This window comes from Gemmobacter sp. (assembly GCF_046292685.1).
Classification (GTDB): Bacteria; Pseudomonadota; Alphaproteobacteria; order Rhodobacterales; family Rhodobacteraceae; genus Wagnerdoeblera.
In genome coordinates this window covers 67,351-83,006 of record NZ_JBKBQM010000004.1, presented here as the reverse complement: position 1 = coordinate 83,006, position 15,656 = coordinate 67,351, and the positions used below count along the sequence as shown (strand labels likewise).

Below are 15,656 nucleotides of genomic sequence, written 5' to 3'. Positions count from 1 at the left end.
CGTCCTTATCCTTTCAGCCGGGCGTTGACCGCGGCGGTGACGCTGCGGGCGTCGGCCTTGCCGCCCAGGGCCGCGACGATTTCCTTCGCGGTGTCCTTGGCCACTTCGGTCACGCTTTCCATCGCCGAAGCGCGGATCTCCGCGATGCGACGTTCGGATTCGGCCGCGCGGGCCGAGATTTCGGCATCCGCCTTGGCGGTTGCCGCGTCGAGGTCGGCCTGGATTTCGGCGCGGGCCTCGGCCACGATCCTGGCGGCTTCGGCGCGGGCGTCGGCCAGCGCCTGGGTGTAGGCGGCCTCGGCCTGCTTCGCCTTCTGCTTGAGTTCTTCGGCAGCGGCGAGGTCGTTGGTGATGGTGCCCTTGCGTTCGGCCAGAACCGCCCCGATCCGGGGCAGCGCCACGCGGGTCAGCAGCTGATGGATCAGGACCAGCGCCACCAGAAGCCAGAAGATCTGGTTCGGCCAGGTCGAGAAATCCAGCTGCGGCATGCCGGCGGCCTGTTCGGCGCCATGGGCTGCGCCATGCGCATCCGTTGCCATGATCGTCTCCTGGTTGTGTCGGGGTCGGTCTGGGTTGGGGGCGCGTCACGCGCCCCCGGCCCGGATCAGACCGCGAACATCAGCAGCAGCGCGATCAGGAACGAGAAGATCCCCAGCGCTTCGGCAAAGGCGATGCCGACGAACAGCGTCGCGGTCTGGCCAGCGGCCGCCGAGGGGTTGCGCAGGGCGCCGGCGAGGAAGTTGCCGGCAACGTGGCCCACGCCGATGCCGGCGCCGCCCAGACCGATGGTGGCAAGGCCAGCACCGATGAATTTGCCCATTTGTGCGAGTTCGCCTTCCATGATCGTTCTCCTGTGGTTGGAATGGCTGGTAAGGGGTCTGACCGTCAGTGGTGGGCGTCGCCCACCGCGTCCTTGAGATAGACGCAGGTCAGGATGGTGAACACGTAGGCCTGGATCACGGCCACAAGCAGTTCGAGCGCGTAGATCGCGGTCATGGCACCGATGGCAACCGGAGAGACCAGCGCGACCGAGGCGAAGCCCGCGAACACCTTCAGCACGGCGTGGCCGGCCATCAGGTTGCCCGCAAGACGGATGGAATGCGACACCGGGCGCACGAAGTAGGAAATCACCTCGATCAGCGCCAGCACGGGCCGCAGCGGCAAGGGCGCCGACGACACCCAGAACATCGACAGAAAGCCCACGCCCTTGCGGGCAAAGCCCAGGAGCGTGACGCCCAGGAACACGAACAGCGCCAGCACCACGGTCACCGCCACATGGCTGGTGGTGGTGAACGACATCGGGATCAGGCCCAGCACGTTCGCAAACAGGATGAACAGGAACAGCGTGAGCACGTAGGGGAAGTATTTCACCCCGTCATGGCCCGCCACATCCTCGACCATGTCGTGGATGAAGCCGTAGACCAGCTCGGCCACCGACTGGCTGCGGGTCGGCACCACCGCGCGGCGCCGCGTGCCCAGCACCATCAGCGCGCCGATGGCCAGCACCGCCAGCAGCAGCCACAGCGTGACGTTGGTGGGCGTATACCACATCACCGGACCGTCCCCGAACAGGGGCTTCACGATGAACTGGTCCATCGGGTGAATCTGCAGACCGCCTTCAGCCGCCACGTCTAGTCCCTCTTTTCGCCCGCAGAGGAAGCCTCTGCCTGTTTGCCCAGCTCCGCCGCCGTGCGGAGCATCGTCCTGATCCCGGCCGCAAGGCCCAGAAGGACGAAGATCACCATCATCACCGGCTTCGTCCCGAACAGCACGTCCAGCCCGAACCCGATCGCCAGCCCGAGCCCCATGCCCACGACCAGCTCGATCACCATGCGCCAGGCCGCTTCGCCTTGGCCCAGGCCCTTCATTGCCGTCGGGGTCCGCTTTTCCCCCGCCTTCATCGCGGCGATCCGGCGTTCCAGCGCGTCGATGCGGCCGGGATCGGGATCGTCTGCCATGCCCAGGGGCCCCTTCTTGCAGTCGGGCGCAACCTAGTGACGGGCCAGACCGGAGTCAAGCGCGCATCTCGGCGCGACATCTCACGTCAAGCCATTGATATTCAATGCGTTTGCGCCACCACGCCGCGGCGCGGCAACCGCTTGGGCTGCGTTGCGGCGCCCGGCGCACATTCAACCCGCCGGTTGACCTTTGCCGCGCGGCACCCTAGCCTTGGCCCCGGCCTTTCCGCCCCGAACCCGGCGCAGCCCTTTCACCTTGCCCCAAATATCCCGGGGGGAGAAGGCGCGCCACGCGCCTTCGGGGGGCAGCGCCCCCCTAGCCGCGCAGGCCGCCCCGCATGACCGACGATCCGCTCTCGCTGACCTTCGCCGCCCTCGCCGACCCGACCCGGCGTGCCATCCTGTCGCTGCTGCTGGAAGACGACATGGCCGTCACCGACGTGGCCGAACCCTTTGCCATGTCGCTGGCGGCGATCTCCAAGCACCTGCAGATCCTGGCCGAGGCCGGGCTCATCAGCCAGGAAAAGCGCGGACGGGTGAAATGGTGCAAGCTCGAACCCGATGGCCTGCGCGCCGCCTCGGTCTGGATGCAGGGCTTCGGGCAGTTCGAGCCGGTCGACCTCGACGGGTTCGAACGCTTTCTTGCCGCCGAACTGGCCGGCGAGGCCTGCGACACGCCCGCGCGGCCCGAAGGCGCCTTGCCCCCGGACCGCGACCCGGCCGCCGCCCCCTGACCCTGCCGCCCCCCCCCGCCGGTCAGCGCCTTGCCGGTCAACGCGACGGCCTTTGCACCCCCTGCCTGCCGCTGCGCCGCCGGAACACCGCATCTGGCCGGTGATCCGGGTGCCGTCGGGGATGGCAAGGGGCTGGAACGAGGTTCCGGCGGGCGCGCCCGCGCCGGCTTGCCGGGATCGACGGAGTCGCAGCCCGAATTGGCCTGCCTCGGCAAGGGTGGGGGTGCCCGAGGCGCTGGAGCTGAGCCTCGAAGCCTGGTGCGCGACCGATCGCATGCCGGTTTCGCCGGCGGGCGACCTGCGCGGTGGGGTGGACGATCGGCTGGAGGCGATGCGCCGGCGCCGCCGCGCCGGTGGCCGCGACGATGGCGCGCCGCGCACGCTGTGGCTGCGCACCCGAATCGCGGACAGCCTGCGGGGCTGATGCCGGCCAGGAAGGAGCGCCTTTCCCGACCTTGCCCCCGGCGGCAAGCTTTGCTAGCGCTTGGCGCTTGTCCTGCAACCCCCGGGGGAATGCGATGCCTGCCCGCCTGCCTTATCACGCCCATGCCCGCGCGCTGCTGGTGCTGGGGCTGCCGCTGATCGGCAGCCATGTGGCGCAGATGGCGCTGCATGTCACCGATACGGTGATGCTGGGCTGGTATGGCGTGCTGCCGCTGGCCGCGGGGGTGCTGGGGGCGTCGAGCTTTTTCCTGCTGTTCATGCTGGGGTCGGGGTTTGCCCATGCGGTGATGCCGCTGGTGGCGGCCGCGATGGGGGCAGGCGACGAAACCCGGGTGCGGCGCGACACGCGGATGGGCCTGTGGCTTTCCATCGGGTATGGCGCGGCGATCTATCCGGTGTTCTGGTTTTCCGGGCCGCTGTTGCTGGCGCTGGGGCAGGATGCGCAGGTTTCGGCGCTGGCGCAGGACTACCTGCGCATCGCCGGGCTGGGCATGGTGCCGGCGCTGATGGTGATGGTGCTGCGAAGCTGGTTGTCGGCGCTGGAACACACGCGGGTGGTGCTGGCGGTGACGCTGCTGGGCGTGGCGGTGAATGCGGCGCTGAACTGGGCGCTGATCTTTGGCAACTGGGGCGCGCCCGAGCTGGGGTTGGCGGGGGCGGCCGTCGCCTCGGTGCTGGTGCAGGTGGTGACGCTGGTGGCGGTGGCGGGCTATGGCGCCTTGCACCCCGGGCTGCGGCGGTTCCGCATCCTGCAGCGGCTCTGGCGCCCCGACTGGCCGGCGATGCGGCTGGTGTTCCGGCTGGGCTGGCCGATCGGGCTGACCAGCCTGATGGAAGGCGGGTTGTTCCACGCCGCGGCGCTGATGATGGGCTGGATCGGCACGGTGGAACTGGCCGCCCACGGGATCGCGCTGGAAATCACCGCCGTCACCTTCATGATCCATGTCGGCCTGTCGAACGCCGCCACCATCCGCACCGGCCGGGCCGAAGGCGAAGGCGACGCCCGCGCCTTGCGCGACGGGGCGGCGGTGGCGCTGGTGCTGAGCCAGGGCATCGGGCTGTTCATCATCGCCACCTTCGTGCTGGCGCCCGAGCCGCTGATCCGGCTGTTCCTCGACATGGGCGACCCGGATGCGGGGCGGATCGTGGCCTATGGGTCGCTGCTGCTGCTGTGCGCGGCGGCCTTTCAGGTGGCGGATGCGGCGCAGGTGATGGCGCTGGGGCTGCTGCGCGGCATCCGCGATACGCGCGTGCCGATGCTGATTGCCGCGCTGTGCTACTGGGTCATCGGCATTCCGGCCAGTTACGGCATGGCCTTCGGGCTGGGCTGGGGCGGGGTGGGGCTGTGGCTGGGGCTGGTGCTGGGCCTGTCGCTGACGGCCGCTGCGCTGCTGGTGCGGTTCTGGATGCGCGCGCCGCGGGTGGCCTAAACCGTCGCAGGCCGTCCTGAAGGCTGGCCCTGACGGCCCGACCGTGCCATGCTGCCCGGCGAAGCCCCGGACGGCAAAGGCAAAACGCATGACCCCGCTCGCCCCCCCGCCCGCAGCCCACAGCCAGACGGCCGAGGCCTGCCTGACCGCCCTGCACGCCGACCCCGCCGGGTTGAGCAGCGCCGAAGCCGCCGCGCGGCTGGCCCGCCACGGCCCCAACCGCCTGCCCGAGGCCAAGGCGCGCGGCCCGCTGCTGCGATTTCTGGCGCAGTTCCACAACGTGCTGATTTATGTGCTGCTGGCCGCCGCCGCGATCACGGCGGGGCTGGATCACTGGGTGGATACCGGGGTGATCCTGGCGGTGGTGCTGGCCAATGCCGCCATCGGCTTCATCCAGGAAGGCAAGGCCGAAAGCGCGATGGCCGCCATTCGCGGCATGCTGGCGCCGCGCGCCGCCGTGCTGCGCGACGGGCGGCGCACCAGCGTGCCCGGGGCCGATCTGGTGCCGGGCGACATCGTGCTGCTGGAAGCGGGCGACAAGGTGCCGGCCGACCTGCGCATCCTCGAGGCGCGCGGACTGGCCGCGCAAGAGGCGATCCTGACCGGCGAATCCGTGCCGGTGGACAAGGACGCAGGCCCGGTGCCCGCCGAGGCCCCGCTGGGCGACCGGCGGTCGATGCTGTGGTCGGGCACGCTGGTCACGCAAGGCACCGCGCGGGGGCTGGTGGTGGCCACCGGCCCGGCCACCGAAATCGGGCGCATCGGCCGGATGCTGGACAAGGTGGAACAGCTGACCACCCCGCTGGTCGCGCAGATGGATCATTTCGCGCGCTGGCTGTCGCTGTTGATCCTGCTGGTGGCGGGGTTGCTGCTGTCCTGGGGGTATTTCGTCGGCCACCAGGATTTCGGCGAGCTGTTCATGGTGGTGATCGGCGTGGCCGTTGCCGCCATTCCCGAAGGCTTGCCGGCGGTGATGACCGTGACGCTGGCCATCGGCGTGCAGGCGATGGCGCGGCGCAACGCCATCGTGCGGCGGTTGCCGGCGATCGAGGCGATCGGGTCGGTTTCGGTGATCTGCACCGACAAGACCGGCACGCTGACCCGCAACGAGATGGTGGTGACCGCGGCGGAAACGCCCGAAGGGGTTTTTGCGATCGAGGGGGCGGGCTACGGGCCCGAAGGCCGCATCGCCCCGGCGTCGGGCGACCTGGGCGGCCTCGCACTGGCGGCGCGCCTGTGCAACGACGCCGCTCTGACCTTGCGCGGCGGGGTCTGGAGCGTCGAGGGCGACCCGATGGAAGGCGCGCTGCTGGCCTTTGCCGCCCGCGCCGGCGTCGCGGATGCCGCCGGCTGGGTGCGGCAGGATGCCGTGCCTTTCGACAGCCGCCACCGCTATATGGCGGTGCTGTCGCAAGGGCCGGGCGGGCAGCGGCTGGTGCATGTGAAGGGCGCGCCCGAACGGGTGCTGATGATGTGCACGGGCATCGACCTGACCCGCTGGCACCACCGCGCCGATGCGATGGCGGCACGCGGCCAACGGGTGCTGGCGCTGGCCGTGCGCGCCTTCGACGGCGAGCGGATCGGCCAGGACGACCTCGACGGGCGGTTGACGCTGCTGGGCCTTGTCGGGCTGATCGACCCGCCGCGCGACGAGGCGATTGCCGCCGTGGCCGAGTGCCGCGCCGCCGGGATCCGCGTCAAGATGATTACCGGCGACCATGCCGGCACCGCTGCGGCGATCGCGGCGCAGATCGGGCTGGAAAACCCCGCGCGCGTGCTGACGGGCGCCGACCTCGACAAGCTGGACGATGCGCAACTGGCGCAGGAGGCCGCGGTGGTGGATGTGTTCGCGCGCACGAGCCCGGAACACAAGCTGCGGCTGGTCACCGCCTTGCAGGCGCGCGGCCTGTCGGTGGCGATGACCGGCGACGGTGTGAACGACGCCCCGGCGCTCAAGCGCGCCGATGCCGGCATCGCCATGGGCCTCAAGGGCTCGGAGGCCGCGAAGGAGGCCGCGAGCCTCGTGCTGGCCGACGACAATTTCGCCAGCATCGCGGCGGCGGTGCGCGAAGGGCGCACGGTTTACGACAACCTCAAGAAGGTCATCAGCTGGACCCTGCCCACCAACGCGGGCGAGGCGCTGGTGGTGGTGCTGGCGCTGCTGGCCGGGCTGGCCTTGCCGGTGACGGCGGTGCAGATCCTGTGGATCAACCTCATCACCAGCATCACGCTGGGCCTGGCGCTGGCCTTCGAGCCGACCGAGCCCGGCACCATGACCCGCCCGCCGCGCCCGCGGGCGGCGCCGATCCTGTCGGGCGAGCTGGTCTGGCATGTGGTGCTGGTGGGCGGGCTGTTCACCGCGGCGGTGTTCGCGGTGTTCAGCTATGCCATCGGCAAGGGGTATCCGCTGGCGCTGGCGCAGACCATGGCGATGAACACGCTGGTTGTGCTGGAAATCTTCCATCTGTTCTTCATCCGCAACATTCATGGCACCTCGCTGACATGGGCGGGGGTGCGCGGCACGCCGGTGGTCTGGGCGGTGGTGGTGGCGATCACGGCGGCGCAGTTCGCGGTGACCTATCTGCCGCCGATGCAGGCGGTGCTGGGCACGGTGGCGGTGCCGCTGGCCGACGGGGTGCTGATCTTGGCGGTGGGGGCGGCGTTCTTTGCCATCATCGAGATCGAAAAGCAGATCCGGCTCGGCCTGCGGCGCGCGGGCGGGGCCGAGGCGGGCGCGGGGACCGGGGCGGCAAGGGGTTGAAGCGGCGGCGAATCCGGGCAAGGCTGGGCGGTGCCCGCGCCCTCTCGTGCCCCTGGACCCGCCGCATGACCTTTCGCTTTCTGCACAGCTCCGACCTGCATCTGGGCCGGCCCTTCGGCGGCTACCCCGAGACGATCCGCCACCGCCTGCGCGAGGCGCGCCACGGCGCCATCGCCCGGTTGGCCGCCGCGGCCCGGGCCGGCGGCGCCGGGGTGGTGCTGCTGGCCGGCGACACCTTCGATGCCGAAACCCCGGCGCCCGACACGCTGCGCCAGGCGCTGCGCGCGATGGGCGAGGAGGCGGACCTGACCTGGGTTCTGCTGCCCGGCAACCACGACAGCCTCGCGGCCTCGGAACTGTGGCGCCGCATCGCCGCCGACGGGCCGGCCAACCTGCGCGCGCTGACCACGCCGGCGCCGGTGGAACTGGCGCCCGGCGTCTGGCTGCTGCCGGCGCCATGCACGCAGCGCCGCCCCGGCCGCGACCTGACCGAGGCGATGGACGCCGCCACCCCCGCCGGCGCGCGGCGCATCGGGCTGGGGCACGGCGCAATCACCGACTTTTCCGGCGAGGAAGGCGCCACCGGCATCATCCCGCCCGACCGCGCCGCCCGCTCGGGGCTGGATTACCTTGCCCTGGGCGACTGGCACGGGCAGATGCAGGTCGGGCCCGCCACCTGGTATTCCGGCACGCCGGAGCCCGACGGGTTCAAGCACGACGCCCCCGGGGCGGCGCTGCTGGTGGCGCTGGAGGGCGCGCCGCAGGTGACGCCGGTGGAAACCGCGCAGTTCCGCTGGCGCCGCCCGGTGCTGGACCTGCTGCCCGGCGACGATGCGCCGGCGCGCCTTGCCGCGCTGCTGCCGCAGACCCGCGCCCGCGACCATCTGATCCGCCTGGGCGTCACCGGGCGGCTGCCCTTGGCCGACCGGGCCGCGCTGGAGGCCGCCCTTGCCGCCCGCGCCCCCGATTTCGGCTGGTTCGCCGCCGACCTTTCGGCGCTTGCGGTCGAGGCGCAGCCCGACGACCTGGACCGGATCGACCGCGCCGGCGCCTTGCGGCAGGCGGCCGAGGCGCTGCTGGCCGAGGCCGGCAACCCCGCGCTGGCCGCGGCCGAACGCAACACCGCCGCAGCGGCGCTGGCGCGGCTTTATGCCCTGGCGCAAGAGGTGCAGGCATGAAGCTGCGCGCGATCGAACTGGTCAATGTGCGCCGCTTTGCCGAACAGCGGGCCAGCCTTGCCGGCATCGGCGACGGCATCACCGTGCTGTCCGAACCCAACGAGTTCGGCAAATCCACCTTTTTCGACGCGCTGCACGCGCTGTTCTTCGAACGCCACGGCAGCCGGAACGCCGCCATCAAGGCGCTGCAACCCCATGCCGGCGGCGCCCCCGAAGTGATGGTCGAGGTCGAGCTGCCCGAAGGCCGCTTTCGCATTGCCAAACGCTGGATGCAGCGCCCGCAGGCCCGCGTCACCGACGCCGGCGGCCGGCTGATCGCCCAGGCCGACGAGGCCGAAGCCTGGGTCGATGCGCTGTCCGGCGGCGGGCTGGCGGGGCCCTCGGGCCTGCTCTGGGTGCGGCAGGGCCTGCTGGGGCTGGAGCCCGAAGGCAACAGCACCGACGAACGGCGGCTGCGCGAACGCGGGCTGCTGGCGCGGCGCGACCTGCTGTCGTCGGTGGCCGGCGAGATCGACATGATGACCGGCGGGCGGCGGATGGATGCGGTGCTGGACCGCGTGTCCGAGGCGCTGGCGCGGCTGGCCACTGGCACCTTGCGCCCAAAGGCCGGCGGCGAATGGGCCCGCGCGCTGGACGAGGCCGCAGCCCTGGCCGCCGAGGAGGCCGCCTTGCGCCCGCGGGTGGACCGGCTGTCGGGCGACCTTGCCCGCCGGGCCGAGGTGGCGCGCAACCTGGCCCGGCTGGCCGACCCGGCCGATGCCGCCGCCCGGGCGCAGGCCCTGGCCGAGGCGACCGCCGCCCATCAGGCCGCCGAGGCGCATCAGGCATCGGTGGCACAGGCCGAAGCGGCCTTGCGGCTGGCGCGGCTGGACCATCAGCGCCTGCAGCAGGACATGGCCGCGGCCGAGAGCCTTGCCCGCCGGCTGGATCAGGCCCGCACCGCCGCCAGCCGGGCCGAGGCGACCGCCGCCGAGGCCCGCGCCCGGGCCGAAGACCTGGCCCGGCGCGACGGTGCCGCCGCCGCGCGCGCCGAGGCGCTGGCGCAGCAGACCGGCGCGCTGCGCCAGCGGTTGCAGCTGGCCGCCCGCGCGCAGACGGCGCGTCTGGCCCGCGACCAGGCGGCCGCGCTGCAGCGCCGCCTCGAGCGTGCGAACGGGTTGCAATCCGCGCTGGATCAGGCCCGCGCGCAACGCGCCCGCATCGCGGTGACGGCGCGGTTGCTGGACGCGGCCGAAAAGGCGCAAGCCGCGCTGGACCTCGCCCGCGCGCGGGCCGAGGCGCAGGCCGTCACGGTCGAGGCGCGGCCCGACGGTGCCCCGGCCCAGCTGGACGGCGCGCCGCTGCCCCCGGGTCCGGTGCCGATCCTGTCGGCGGCCGAGCTGGTATTGCCCGGCTTCGGCACCCTGCGCATCGACCCGGGCAGCGCCCGCAGCAGCGATGCCGTCGCCCAGGCGGGCGCGGCCCTGGCCCGCGTGCTGGCCGAGGCGCAGGCCGAAAGCCTGGCCGCCGCCCGCGCCCGCTGGGCCGAGGCGGTGCGGCTGGAGACCGAGGCGCAGCAGGCCGCAGCCCTGCTGGCCGAGGTTGCCCCCGAAGGCCTGGAGGACCTGCGCGCCGCGCTGGCCCGGGCCCTGGCCGAGGCGGCCGATGCCCCCGATACCGCCGAAGACCCCGCCGCCTTGACCGCCGCCCTGGCCGCGGCCGAGGCGGCCGAGCATGCCGCCCGCGCCGAAGCGCGCGCCGCGCAGGCCCTGGCCGCCCAGGCCGGCGAGATCCGCGCCGCCGCCGAGGCCGAGCGCAGCAGCGCCGCCCGCCAACTGGCCGCGACCGAGGCCGAAGCCGGCAGCGCCGAGGCCCTGGCCGCGCGCATCGCCGAACTGGCGCCCCTCGCCCCCGCGCTGGCCGAAACGGCGGCCCAGGCCGAAACGGCGCTGGCAACGCTGCGCGCCGCGGCCCCCGACCTTGCCACCTGCGCGGCGCGGCTTGCCCGGGCGAAAGGCGCGGTGGAACAGGCCCGCAGCGCCGAACAGCGCGCGCGCGAAGACCTCGCCTCGCTGAACGCCACCATTGCCGCCCTGGCCGAGGAAGGGCTGGAGGAGAGGCTTTCGGCGCTGAGCGAGGCGCGGGCCGAGGCCGAGGCCCGCGCCGCGCGTTATGACGCCGAGGTCCGCGCCCTGAACCGCCTGCGCCTTGCGCTGGACGAGGCGCGCACCCGCGCGCGCGATGCCTATTTCGCGCCGGTGCTGCGCGAATTGCAACCCTTGCTGGCCATCCTGCACCCCGGTGCGCGCCTCGGGCTCGACGATGCCAACCTGCTGCCCGCCACGCTGACCCGCAACGGCCAGGCCGAGGCGATGGAGATCCTGTCGGGCGGCACGCGCGAACAGGTGGCGATCCTGACGCGGCTGGCCTTTGCCCGGCTGTTCGCGGCGGCGGGCCGCCCGGTTCCGGTCATCCTGGACGACGCGCTGGTGCATTCGGACGACGACCGGATCGAGGCGATGTTCGATGCGCTGCACCGCACCGCCCGCGACCAGCAGATCCTGGTGCTGACCTGCCGCCAGCGCGCCTTTGCCGCCCTGGGCGGCGAACGGGCGCAGGTGCGGATCGAACCGGCGTGACCGGGGCGCCGGCGCGCGCAAGGCCCCTTGACCTTGGCCCCTTGCGCGCCGATCACTGGCGCCGACGCACCGGAGCCCCGCCATGATCGACGCGCTGGCCTTTCTGTCGCCCGAACAGTTCGCGGCCTTTCTGGTCGGCGGGCTGGTGGTGAACTTTGCCCCCGGGGCCGACATGGTGCTGGCCACGGCTTGCGGCATCCAGGGCGGGCCGCGCGCCGGGGCGGCGGCCGGGTTCGGTGCCGGCACCGGCGTGCTGTGGCATGTGGGGCTGGCCGCGGCCGGGGTTTCGGCGCTGATCGCAGCACACCCCCAGGCGGTGGACGCCCTGCGCTGGGCGGGGGCGGCCTATCTGGTGTGGCTCGCGTGGAAGGCGTGGCGCGCCGGCCCCGCGGGCCCGGCGAAGGGGCATGCGAGCCTGTGGCGCGCCTGGCGCAAGGGGTTGCTGACCAACATGCTCAACCCCAAGCCGGTGCTGTTCGTGCTGGCCTTCCTGCCGCAGTTCGTGGTGGCGGGCGGGCCGCCGGTATGGCAGCAGATCGTGGCCTTGGGGCTGGTGTTCGCCTTGACCGGCACGCTGGTGACCATGGGCTACGGTGCCGCCGCCGGTTTCGCCGGGCAGGCGCTGGCGCGGCGGATGGGGGTCGTCAACCGGCTGGCGGCGGTGCTGTTCGCCGGGCTCGCGCTCCGCCTTGCGACGGAGGGCTGAATGGACATCACCTTGCTGGACGGCGGGATGGGGCAGGAACTGGTGCGGCGGTCGGGGCAGGCCCCCACGCCGCTGTGGGCCACGCGGGTGATGATGGACCACCCCGGTCTCGTGCAGGCGATTCACGCCGACTATTTCGCCGCCGGGGCCACGGTGGCCACCACCAACACCTATGCCATCCACCACGACCGGCTGGAACGCTTCGGGCTGGACCATGAATTCGCCCGGCTGCACGCTGCCGCCCTGGCCGAGGCGCAGGCCGCACGCGCCGCCCACGGCGCGGGACGCATCGCCGGGTCGCTGGGGCCGCTGGTGGCCTCCTACCGGCCCGAAACCTGCCCTCCGGTGGCCGAGGCCGCCCCGAAATACGCCGAGATCTGCGCCTTGCTGGCGCCGGGCGTGGATCTGTTCCTGGCCGAGACCATGAGCTCGGTGCAACAGGCCGAAGGCGCGCTGGCAGGCGCGCAAGGCCAGGGCCGCCCGGTCTGGCTGTCGGTCACCGTGGACGATGCCGACGGCAGCCGCCTGCGCTCGGGCGAGCCGGTGGCGGCGCTGGCCCCGCTGGTCGCACGCTATCGGCCGGCGGCGGTGCTGGCCAACTGCTCGGTCCCCGAGGCGATGCCGGCCGCGCTTGCGGCCTTGCGCGACCTCGGGCTGCCGTTCGGCGCCTATGCCAATGGCTTCACCCATATCTCCGAGGCGTTCAAGACCGATGCCCCCACCGTCGACACGCTGGAACACCGCCACGACCTGACCCCTGCGCGCTACGCCGACATGGCGATGGCCTGGGTCGGCATGGGCGCCAGTATCGTCGGCGGCTGCTGCGAGGTGGGGCCCGATCACATCGCCGAACTGCGGCGGCGGCTGCTGGCGGCCGGGCATCGGGTGGTGTGAAACGCCCGCGCGCAGCACGGGGCGGCCGGCCTGCGCCTCCGGCGGGGATATTTGGGGCAAGGTGAAGATGCAGGGTGCCGAGGAGAACGAGCCGGGCTTTGTCTATGCCCCCCCGGACGTGCCGCTGCGGGTGCTGCACGCCGACGACTCGATCCTGGTGGTGGACAAGCCGGCCGGCCTGCTGTCGGTGCCGGGCCGGGGCGCGGACCGCGCCGATTGCCTGATTGCACGGTTGCGCGCCGTCTGGCCGGATGTTCTGCTGGTGCACCGGCTCGATCTCGACACCTCGGGCGTCATGGTCTTTGCCCGCACCCGGGCTGCGCAGGGCGCCCTGGGCAAGCAGTTCGAAGCGCGCACGATCAAGAAGACCTACATCGCCCGGCTTGCCGGCGAAATGTCCGGGCGGCAGGGGCGCGTCGACCTGCCGCTGATCGTGGATTGGCCGAACCGGCCGCGCCAGCACGTGAACTTCGAAACCGGCCGCCCGGCGCAGACCGACTGGCGCGTGGTTCGGGTCGGCGAGGGTGAAACGCGCGTGCGGCTGATGCCGCTGACCGGGCGCAGCCATCAGCTGCGGGTGCACATGGCCGAACTGGGGCACCCGATCCTGGGCGACCCGCTTTATGCCTCGGGCGCCGCGCGCGCGCATCCGCGCCTGATGCTGCACGCCGAATCGCTGCGCTTTCGCCACCCGGACACCGGAGTGATGCAGACCTTCAACGCGCCCTGCCCGTTCTGACCGCGGCGCCTTTCACCTTGACCCAAATATCCTCGGGGGTGAATGGCCCGGCACGGGCCAGAGGGGGCGCGAGCGCCCCCTGCCCCCTGCCCGCCGGTCCGCTACCCGCGATCGTGAAAGAAATCGTGGATGGTGCGTGCCATCGCCTCGGAAATGCCGTCCACGGCCATCAGGTCGGGCAGGCCGGCGCGCGACACCGCCTTGGCCGAGCCGAAATGCGCCAGCAACGCCCGCTTGCGCGCGGCCCCCACGCCCGGAATCTCGTCCAGCGGCGTTGCGCCCACCGCCTTGGCGCGTTTCGCCCGGTGTGCGCCGATGGCAAAGCGGTGCGCCTCGTCGCGCAGACGCTGGATGAAATACAGCACCGGGTGGTTGCGCGGCAGGGCCATCGGCGGCTGGCCGGGGCGGTGGAACTCCTCTTTGCCGGCGTCGCGGTCCACGCCCTTGGCCACCCCGACGAAGGGCACGTCGTCCACCCCCAGCCCGGCCAGCACGCCGGCCACCGCCGAAACCTGCCCGGCGCCGCCGTCGATCAGCAGCAGGTCGGGCCAAGCGCCGCTTTCGCGGTCGGGGTCGTCGCGCAGCAGGCGTTCGAACCGGCGGGTCAGCACCTCTTTCATCATGCCGAAATCGTCGCCCGGGGTCAGGTCGGTGCCCTTGATGTTGAACTTGCGATATTCGCCCTTCAGGAAGCCTTCGGGCCCGGCCACGATCATGCCGCCCACGGCATCGGTGCCCATGATGTGGCTGTTGTCGTAAACCTCGATCCGGCGCGGCGGGGCCTCCAGCGCGAAGACCTCGGCCAGGCCGGCCAGCAGCTTGCCTTGCGCGGTGGTTTCGGCCAGCCGGCGCCCCAGCGCCTCGCGCGCGTTGCGCAGGGCGTTTTCCACCAGCTCGGCCTTTTCGCCGCGCTGGGGAAGCGCCAGCTCGACCTTGCGCCCGGCGCGGTCCGACAGCAGCTGACCCAGGAGGTCGGGGTCTTCGACCGGATGCGAGGTCAGGATCAGCCGCGGCGGTTCGCGGTCGTCATAGAACTGCGCGAGAAAGGCCTGGAGGATCTCCGGCTCCTCGGCCCCGGCCCCGGTGCGCGGGTAGAAATCGCGGTTGCCCCAGCTTTGATGCGCGCGGATGAAGAACACCTGCACGCAGGCCTGCCCGCCTTCGAGATGCACGGCCACCACATCGGCCTCGGCCACGCCGCGCGGGTTGATGCCTTGCGCCGACTGCACGTTCGTCAGCGCCCGGATCCGGTCGCGCAAGGCGGCGGCGCGTTCGAACTCCATCGCCTCGGCGGCGGCCTGCATCTGGGCGGCCAGTTCGGCCTGCACATGGGTGGTCTTGCCTTCGAGAAAGCGCTGCGCATCGGACACCAGCGCGGCGTAATCCTCCTTGCCGATCTCGCCGGTGCAGGGGGCCGAACAGCGGCGGATCTGGTGCAGCAGGCACGGCCGCGTGCGGCTGGAAAACACCGTGTCCGAACAGCTGCGCAGCAGGAAGACCTTCTGCAACTGGTTCAGCGTGCGGTTCACCGCCCCGGCACTGGCAAAGGGGCCGTAGTAATGCCCCGGTGCCGACCGCTTGCCGCGGTGCTTGGCGATTTGCGGAAAGTCGTGGTTGCCCGAGATCAGGATGTTCGGGAACGACTTGTCGTCGCGCATCAGCACGTTGTAGCGCGGCTTGAGCTGCTTGATGAGGTTCTGTTCCAGCAGCAGCGCCTCGACCTCGGTGCGCGTGGTCAGGAACATCATCGCCGCGGTTTCGTGGATCATGCGCGCGATGCGCCCGGAATGGCCCGACGGCCGGGCATAGTTCGACACCCGTGCCTTGAGGTTGCGCGCCTTGCCGACATACAGCACCTCGTTCGCCGCATTGAGCATGCGGTAAACCCCGGGCGAGCCGTCGAGCCCGCGCACCAGCCGCGCGATCAGGGCATGGCCTGTTGCTGCATCTTCGGGTTGATCGGCGGGGTCTGCGGTTTCGTCCTGCATGGTGATTCCACGGGTTTGCGATGTGGGCTGCCTTGTCCGCGCCGCAGATTCAAGGGCAAAGCTGTCCACGGTTTCTGTGGATAAGTCTGAGGAGAAGGTTTTGGATTGGCCGGATTTCCGTTGTTTTCGGCCGGTTTCCCTGATCTGCCCGTTTTTTGGGCAATTTTTTAACTTGCTGGAAACATTGAATAAATTTCTTAACCCTC

At 71.7% G+C, this 15,656-nt stretch carries 14 protein-coding genes; 9 read left to right on the top strand and 5 right to left on the bottom strand.

Annotation, left to right across the window (positions count from 1 at the left end; all coding sequences use genetic code 11):
* Window positions 1-5: 5 nt before the first annotated feature.
* The 4 genes from ACK4S2_RS02160 to ACK4S2_RS02145 all read right to left on the bottom strand — a co-directional run bounded on the left by ACK4S2_RS02160 (window position 6) and on the right by ACK4S2_RS02145 (window position 1,958).
* Complete coding sequence (locus ACK4S2_RS02160; RefSeq protein WP_409619858.1) at window positions 6-539, bottom strand: F0F1 ATP synthase subunit B'; 534 nt, start codon at window positions 537-539, stop codon at window positions 6-8.
* A gap of 65 nt (window positions 540-604) precedes the next feature.
* Window positions 605-841 carry a F0F1 ATP synthase subunit C gene (locus ACK4S2_RS02155; protein WP_409619856.1) on the bottom strand — a complete coding sequence of 79 codons (237 nt, stop codon included), beginning with the start codon at window positions 839-841 and terminating at the stop codon, window positions 605-607.
* A gap of 44 nt (window positions 842-885) precedes the next feature.
* Window positions 886-1,629, bottom strand: a complete 744-nt coding sequence (locus tag ACK4S2_RS02150) for a F0F1 ATP synthase subunit A (protein ID WP_409619854.1) — start codon at window positions 1,627-1,629, stop codon at window positions 886-888.
* Window positions 1,630-1,631: 2 nt separating this feature from the next.
* Window positions 1,632-1,958: an AtpZ/AtpI family protein gene (locus tag ACK4S2_RS02145; protein WP_409619853.1), complete on the bottom strand. Its 327-nt coding sequence runs from the start codon at window positions 1,956-1,958 to the stop codon at window positions 1,632-1,634.
* A gap of 338 nt (window positions 1,959-2,296) precedes the next feature.
* Between ACK4S2_RS02145 and ACK4S2_RS02140 the strand changes: the two genes are divergently transcribed.
* The 9 genes from ACK4S2_RS02140 (at window position 2,297) to ACK4S2_RS02100 (ending at window position 13,462) form a co-directional block, all read left to right on the top strand.
* Window positions 2,297-2,692, top strand: coding sequence for an ArsR/SmtB family transcription factor (locus ACK4S2_RS02140; protein ID WP_409619851.1), 396 nt, complete (start codon window positions 2,297-2,299; stop codon window positions 2,690-2,692).
* Between the two features lie 223 nt (window positions 2,693-2,915).
* On the top strand, window positions 2,916-3,116 hold the full coding sequence (locus tag ACK4S2_RS02135) for a hypothetical protein (RefSeq protein ID WP_409619850.1): 201 nt from the start codon (window positions 2,916-2,918) through the stop codon (window positions 3,114-3,116).
* A 94-nt stretch (window positions 3,117-3,210) separates the two neighbouring features.
* The gene (locus ACK4S2_RS02130) at window positions 3,211-4,566 is read left to right on the top strand and encodes an MATE family efflux transporter (protein WP_409619848.1); all 1,356 of its coding nucleotides are present in this window, start codon (window positions 3,211-3,213) and stop codon (window positions 4,564-4,566) included.
* Window positions 4,567-4,654: 88 nt separating this feature from the next.
* The gene (locus ACK4S2_RS02125; RefSeq protein WP_409619846.1) at window positions 4,655-7,327 is read left to right on the top strand and encodes an HAD-IC family P-type ATPase; all 2,673 of its coding nucleotides are present in this window, start codon (window positions 4,655-4,657) and stop codon (window positions 7,325-7,327) included.
* 65 nt (window positions 7,328-7,392) lie between these two features.
* Complete coding sequence (locus tag ACK4S2_RS02120) at window positions 7,393-8,505, top strand: exonuclease SbcCD subunit D (protein WP_409619844.1); 1,113 nt, start codon at window positions 7,393-7,395, stop codon at window positions 8,503-8,505.
* Window positions 8,502-11,123, top strand: a complete 2,622-nt coding sequence (locus ACK4S2_RS02115) for a chromosome segregation protein SMC (protein WP_409619842.1) — start codon at window positions 8,502-8,504, stop codon at window positions 11,121-11,123. The genes ACK4S2_RS02120 and ACK4S2_RS02115 overlap by 4 nt, the downstream gene beginning before the upstream one ends.
* An 82-nt stretch (window positions 11,124-11,205) precedes the next feature.
* Entirely contained in the window at window positions 11,206-11,829 is a 624-nt protein-coding gene (locus ACK4S2_RS02110; RefSeq protein WP_409619840.1) for a LysE family translocator, read from the top strand.
* Entirely contained in the window at window positions 11,830-12,723 is an 894-nt protein-coding gene (locus ACK4S2_RS02105) for a homocysteine S-methyltransferase family protein (protein ID WP_409619838.1), read from the top strand.
* A gap of 67 nt (window positions 12,724-12,790) precedes the next feature.
* Window positions 12,791-13,462 carry an RluA family pseudouridine synthase gene (locus tag ACK4S2_RS02100; RefSeq protein WP_409619836.1) on the top strand — a complete coding sequence of 224 codons (672 nt, stop codon included), beginning with the start codon at window positions 12,791-12,793 and terminating at the stop codon, window positions 13,460-13,462.
* Window positions 13,463-13,563: 101 nt separating this feature from the next.
* Here the strand turns inward: ACK4S2_RS02100 and uvrC are convergent, their stop codons facing one another.
* Window positions 13,564-15,450, bottom strand: a complete 1,887-nt coding sequence (uvrC, locus tag ACK4S2_RS02095) for an excinuclease ABC subunit UvrC (protein ID WP_409619834.1) — start codon at window positions 15,448-15,450, stop codon at window positions 13,564-13,566.
* Window positions 15,451-15,656: the final 206 nt, after the last annotated feature.

Bases quoted from the DNA above. Each gene is read 5' to 3' on its own strand.
- ACK4S2_RS02125 (WP_409619846.1), top strand. From the start codon at position 4,655: ATGACCCCGCTCGCCCCCCCGCCCGCAGCCCACAGCCAGACGGCCGAG.
- ACK4S2_RS02155 (WP_409619856.1), bottom strand. From the start codon at position 841: ATGGAAGGCGAACTCGCACAAATGGGCAAATTCATCGGTGCTGGCCTT.
- ACK4S2_RS02105 (WP_409619838.1), top strand. From the start codon at position 11,830: ATGGACATCACCTTGCTGGACGGCGGGATGGGGCAGGAACTGGTGCGG.
- ACK4S2_RS02110 (WP_409619840.1), top strand. From the start codon at position 11,206: ATGATCGACGCGCTGGCCTTTCTGTCGCCCGAACAGTTCGCGGCCTTT.
- ACK4S2_RS02120 (WP_409619844.1), top strand. From the start codon at position 7,393: ATGACCTTTCGCTTTCTGCACAGCTCCGACCTGCATCTGGGCCGGCCC.
- ACK4S2_RS02100 (WP_409619836.1), top strand. From the start codon at position 12,791: ATGCAGGGTGCCGAGGAGAACGAGCCGGGCTTTGTCTATGCCCCCCCG.
- uvrC (WP_409619834.1), bottom strand. From the start codon at position 15,450: ATGCAGGACGAAACCGCAGACCCCGCCGATCAACCCGAAGATGCAGCA.
- ACK4S2_RS02145 (WP_409619853.1), bottom strand. From the start codon at position 1,958: ATGGCAGACGATCCCGATCCCGGCCGCATCGACGCGCTGGAACGCCGG.
- ACK4S2_RS02140 (WP_409619851.1), top strand. From the start codon at position 2,297: ATGACCGACGATCCGCTCTCGCTGACCTTCGCCGCCCTCGCCGACCCG.
- ACK4S2_RS02160 (WP_409619858.1), bottom strand. From the start codon at position 539: ATGGCAACGGATGCGCATGGCGCAGCCCATGGCGCCGAACAGGCCGCC.
- ACK4S2_RS02115 (WP_409619842.1), top strand. From the start codon at position 8,502: ATGAAGCTGCGCGCGATCGAACTGGTCAATGTGCGCCGCTTTGCCGAA.
- ACK4S2_RS02130 (WP_409619848.1), top strand. From the start codon at position 3,211: ATGCCTGCCCGCCTGCCTTATCACGCCCATGCCCGCGCGCTGCTGGTG.